The sequence below is a fragment of the Myxococcus sp. CA039A genome, assembly GCF_013336645.1.
Lineage (GTDB): Bacteria > Myxococcota > Myxococcia > Myxococcales > Myxococcaceae > Myxococcus > Myxococcus llanfairpwllgwyngyllgogerychwyrndrobwllllantysiliogogogochensis.
Map to the genome: position 1 here is coordinate 1 of NZ_JABUMQ010000568.1, position 3398 is coordinate 3398.

At 70.5% G+C, this 3398-nt stretch carries 5 protein-coding genes; all 5 read right to left on the reverse strand.

The window, feature by feature from the left end; all coding sequences use genetic code 11:
* Positions 1-60: 60 nt before the first annotated feature.
* Positions 61-498 carry a hypothetical protein gene (locus tag HR086_RS45735; RefSeq protein ID WP_254626749.1) on the reverse strand — a complete coding sequence of 146 codons (438 nt, stop codon included), beginning with the start codon at positions 496-498 and terminating at the stop codon, positions 61-63.
* Positions 499-781: 283 nt separating this feature from the next.
* Positions 782-2020 carry a peptidase MA family metallohydrolase gene (locus HR086_RS45740; protein WP_141648453.1) on the reverse strand — a complete coding sequence of 413 codons (1239 nt, stop codon included), beginning with the start codon at positions 2018-2020 and terminating at the stop codon, positions 782-784.
* A 12-nt stretch (positions 2021-2032) separates the two neighbouring features.
* A complete protein-coding gene (locus HR086_RS45745) occupies positions 2033-2329 on the reverse strand; it encodes a DUF167 domain-containing protein (protein ID WP_174462395.1) in 297 nt (98 codons plus the stop codon).
* A 3-nt stretch (positions 2330-2332) separates the two neighbouring features.
* Complete coding sequence (locus HR086_RS45750) at positions 2333-2860, reverse strand: DivIVA domain-containing protein (protein WP_141648455.1); 528 nt, start codon at positions 2858-2860, stop codon at positions 2333-2335.
* Positions 2861-2975: 115 nt separating this feature from the next.
* The coding region (locus tag HR086_RS45755) for a HEAT repeat domain-containing protein (protein ID WP_246137778.1) at positions 2976-3398 on the reverse strand (423 nt) is incomplete at its 5' end.

Consider the following 3398-nt stretch of genomic DNA (forward strand, 5'->3'; position numbering starts at 1 on the left):
GCCTCGGACCCTCCCAAGATTGGAGCGTCAAGCCGGACGGGTCGGCAAAACCGACCACCCTCAATGCATCGCGGTACGCCCATCCCTCGAGCCCGGCGGCACGTGTCTGACGCGTGAAGCCCGCTCGAAGTACTCCACCACCAGACCGCCGAAGGGCACCCGAGGCCCCTCGACTCTCGAATCCCTCAGTCGCTGAAGCAGCGCCACCGCCGAGTCCACCGCCTCATCCACGGCGCGGTTGATGCGCTCCTTCTCCCAATCCCCGCCGCCGAGCACCTCCGCGGCGTCCACCAGGCAGCGCCGCAGCGCCGAGAATTCTTCGTGCAGGGCGCGCGCGCCACGCTCCGGCGACAGGCGCAGCACCGCTTTCGTACGGCTCCAGGGGCTCGTGTCGTCCCCCTCCAGCGTCAGCCCCAGCTCCCGGACGAAGGGCTCCACCAATCCGTCGAGCTGACTCAGCGGAGTCTGGTTGCCGTCCGTCGCTTCGTGAGCCGACATCCGCATCCGGCGCCACAGCGCAGCGATCCGGTCTGGCTGCTGGCGGAAGAACCGCGCCAGCCCGGCTGCCTTACGTCCCCGCTCAGTCATGTCCGGTGCCTTCCGCATCGCACCGGGAGCTATAGCAAGTCGGTTGCCAGCGCTTGGGACGCGGCCTCTCCAGGAAAATCAGCAGCTTGGAAAGGGCACTGCCGCGCGTGGGGAGGCGACGAAGTAAAAACTTCGGGGTTCGGCTTGTAGACCTGTCCGAAGGTCCAGACAGGGCCCGGGTGGAGGGCGCGACTCAGTGCAGCGTGGGCTTGGCGGTGCGGGCTTTCAGCTCGTCGTCGCTCCCGGCCGCCTGCTCGCTCTCGTGCTCGGGGCCGACGGAGTACTCGCCTGAGGTCGACTCCGCGTGAGGCGGCGACTCCGGGTGCTCCGGTTCCGGTTCCGACGCGGGGGGGCCGGGCCAATACAGCTCCTGAAGCGGCGCGGAGGGACCCGACAGGGGCGTGCCGGCCTCGGCCGCCTGCTGCTGGGCCACCATCATCAGCCGCAGGGCGGCCTCGTCCGCGGCCTCCTGCGCCGTCATCTCCGCCAGCCGCGCGGCCTTCTGCTGGCGGCGGCGCGCGTACGCGGCCACGCACAGGATGGAGGCCGTCAACCACAGCAAGGCGGAGCTGGTGGTGAGCGGCAGCCACCCGTAGCGGGCGGCCAGCCCGTCGCGCCAGCCAGACTCCTCCACGTCCAGCGAGGTGTGGAACGCCTTGCCGAACGCCGTCTCGAAGGGCTCCCCGTCGCGTACGCCGTCGATGAGCAGTCCCATGGCCTGGGGGCCGTAGCGCGTGGAGAGGTGCGCGACGAAGGCGGCGCTCTGGGCGTAGGCGATCTCCACGTCGGCGGGCAGGTCCGGCCAGTCGGAGGACAGGTCCTCGAAGTGGAAGACGCGCTCCTGGGTCACCGCGCGAAACAGGGCCGAGTAGTGGGTGAGCGAGAAGCGCTCCCCGGTGACGTTCTGCGCGACGCCCTCCTGGAACCAGCGGGGCCAGCCCCGGGCGAGCTGTCCCAAGGCCACGTGCGCCAGCTCGTGCCTCAGCGTCTGCTGGCCGTCCGGCGCGTGGAGGCTGAGCGCGTCCAGCAGGATGATTTGATGCGTGGGGTAGGCCAGCGCCACGGCCCAGCCCGGAGGCCGGCCGCCGGGGAGCGCCAGCGCCTCGAACTCCTCGCGGCCCACGCCCAGGCGAATCTCCGTCACCCCAGGCCAGTCGCGCCCCAGGATGTTGCCGAAGCCGTCGCGCACCGATTCAATCTTCTCCGCCAGCTCCCTCGCCGCCACGGTGGCCGCCGCCGTGTGGAGGATGCGGAAGCGCTTCGTCGACAGCTCTCCGGCGACGATTTTGGGCCGGGAGTGGGGGACGAGCACCACGTCGTCCACCAGGGCTTCGCCCCCGTGGGGATGGGAACCGGAGCCTTCACCCAGGCCCTGGGCCCACGCCCGAGGCATGGCCAGCAGCAACAGGAGCAGGACGAGCAGGTGGCGCATGCGGGGGCCTCGCTATCCCCCAGACATAACAGCCTCGACCCGCGCCGCATCAACCCCCACCACCTGAACGCGTTTTCGGCGCGACGCGTCACCCGCGACGAGCGTGACTTGCCGCCGGGGCACACCGAGCTGCTTGCCCAGGAACTCGAGGAGGGCGGCGTTGGCTTCCCCATCCACGGGCGGAGCGGCGAGCTGGATTTTCAACAACCCGTCATGTTCCCCGACGACGCGGGTGCGCGAGGCGCGGGGCTGGATGAGCAGGGCCAGCTCCACGCCGTCCGGCACGGACTTCAGCCAGGGCGCGGCCATGGGCTACTCGTTGCCGTTGGCCTTCTTCTGGGACAGGTAGGCCACGTTGTCCTCGACGCGGGCGTAGTCGCGGTCCGCGAAGGTGGGGGCCTTGAAGGTCTCCAGCAGCTTCTGGTGCGCGTCCAGCACCGAGCGCACCTGGGACTCGAACTGGGTGCGCTGGCGCTTGAGCTCGTTGATGTCCTCCACCACCTGCACCAGCCGCTGATGCGCGCCGTGGACGATCTTCTCCGCCTGGTGCTCGGCGTCCGCGATGATGATCTCCGCCTCCTTCTTGGCGGCGGACTGCAGGTCCTCGCTGATGCGCTGGGCGGTGACCATCGTCTCCTGGAGGGTGCGCTCGCGCTCCTGGTGCTGCTCGAGCTTGAGCTGCGTGCGCTTCAGCTCCTCCTTGAGCGCGATGTTCTCCTTCACCACTTCCTCGAACTCGCCGGCGATCAGCTCGAGGTAGGCCTCGACTTCGCGGCGGGAGAAACCTCGCAGCGCCGTTTCGAACCGCTTCTGCCGGATGTCGAGCGGGGTGATCTTCATGCGCGCGAGTCTAACGCAGGCCGATGACTTCTCCAGGATTCGGCCCCCGCGGGCGACGCCGCGCCCCCCAAAGCGCTCCTCGCCTGCTTGCCTGGTGGGGCGGCGAGCGACGTGCTCAGCGCGAAGCGGGCGGCGCGTTCCACTGCTCGGCGACGGCGCGCGCGGCGTTCTGCACCACCGAGGTGAGGCGGGAGTCGGTGGCCGCGTCCTGCACGGTGCGCCGGGCGGACGCGGTCCGCTGGAAGACGAGGCCGTTGAGGGCCTGAATCTTCAGTGCGTCCGGCATGCGGGGGTGGCGCACCACGTTGCCCAGGATTTCCTCGGCGCGGGGGTGCTGGAAGAGGGCCACCGCGCGCAGCACGGCCTGCTGGGTGCGGGGATTGGGGTCCCACAGGTGCGTGGCCAGCGAGTCCAGCGCGCGAGGGTCTCCCAGCAGGGCCAGGTCCTCCACGGCGATGGCGCGGACCTCCTCGGGCGCGGGGCGGGCGGCCCACAAGAGGGCGCGCAGCAGGGCGGTGTCGTCCGCCGAGGCCACGGG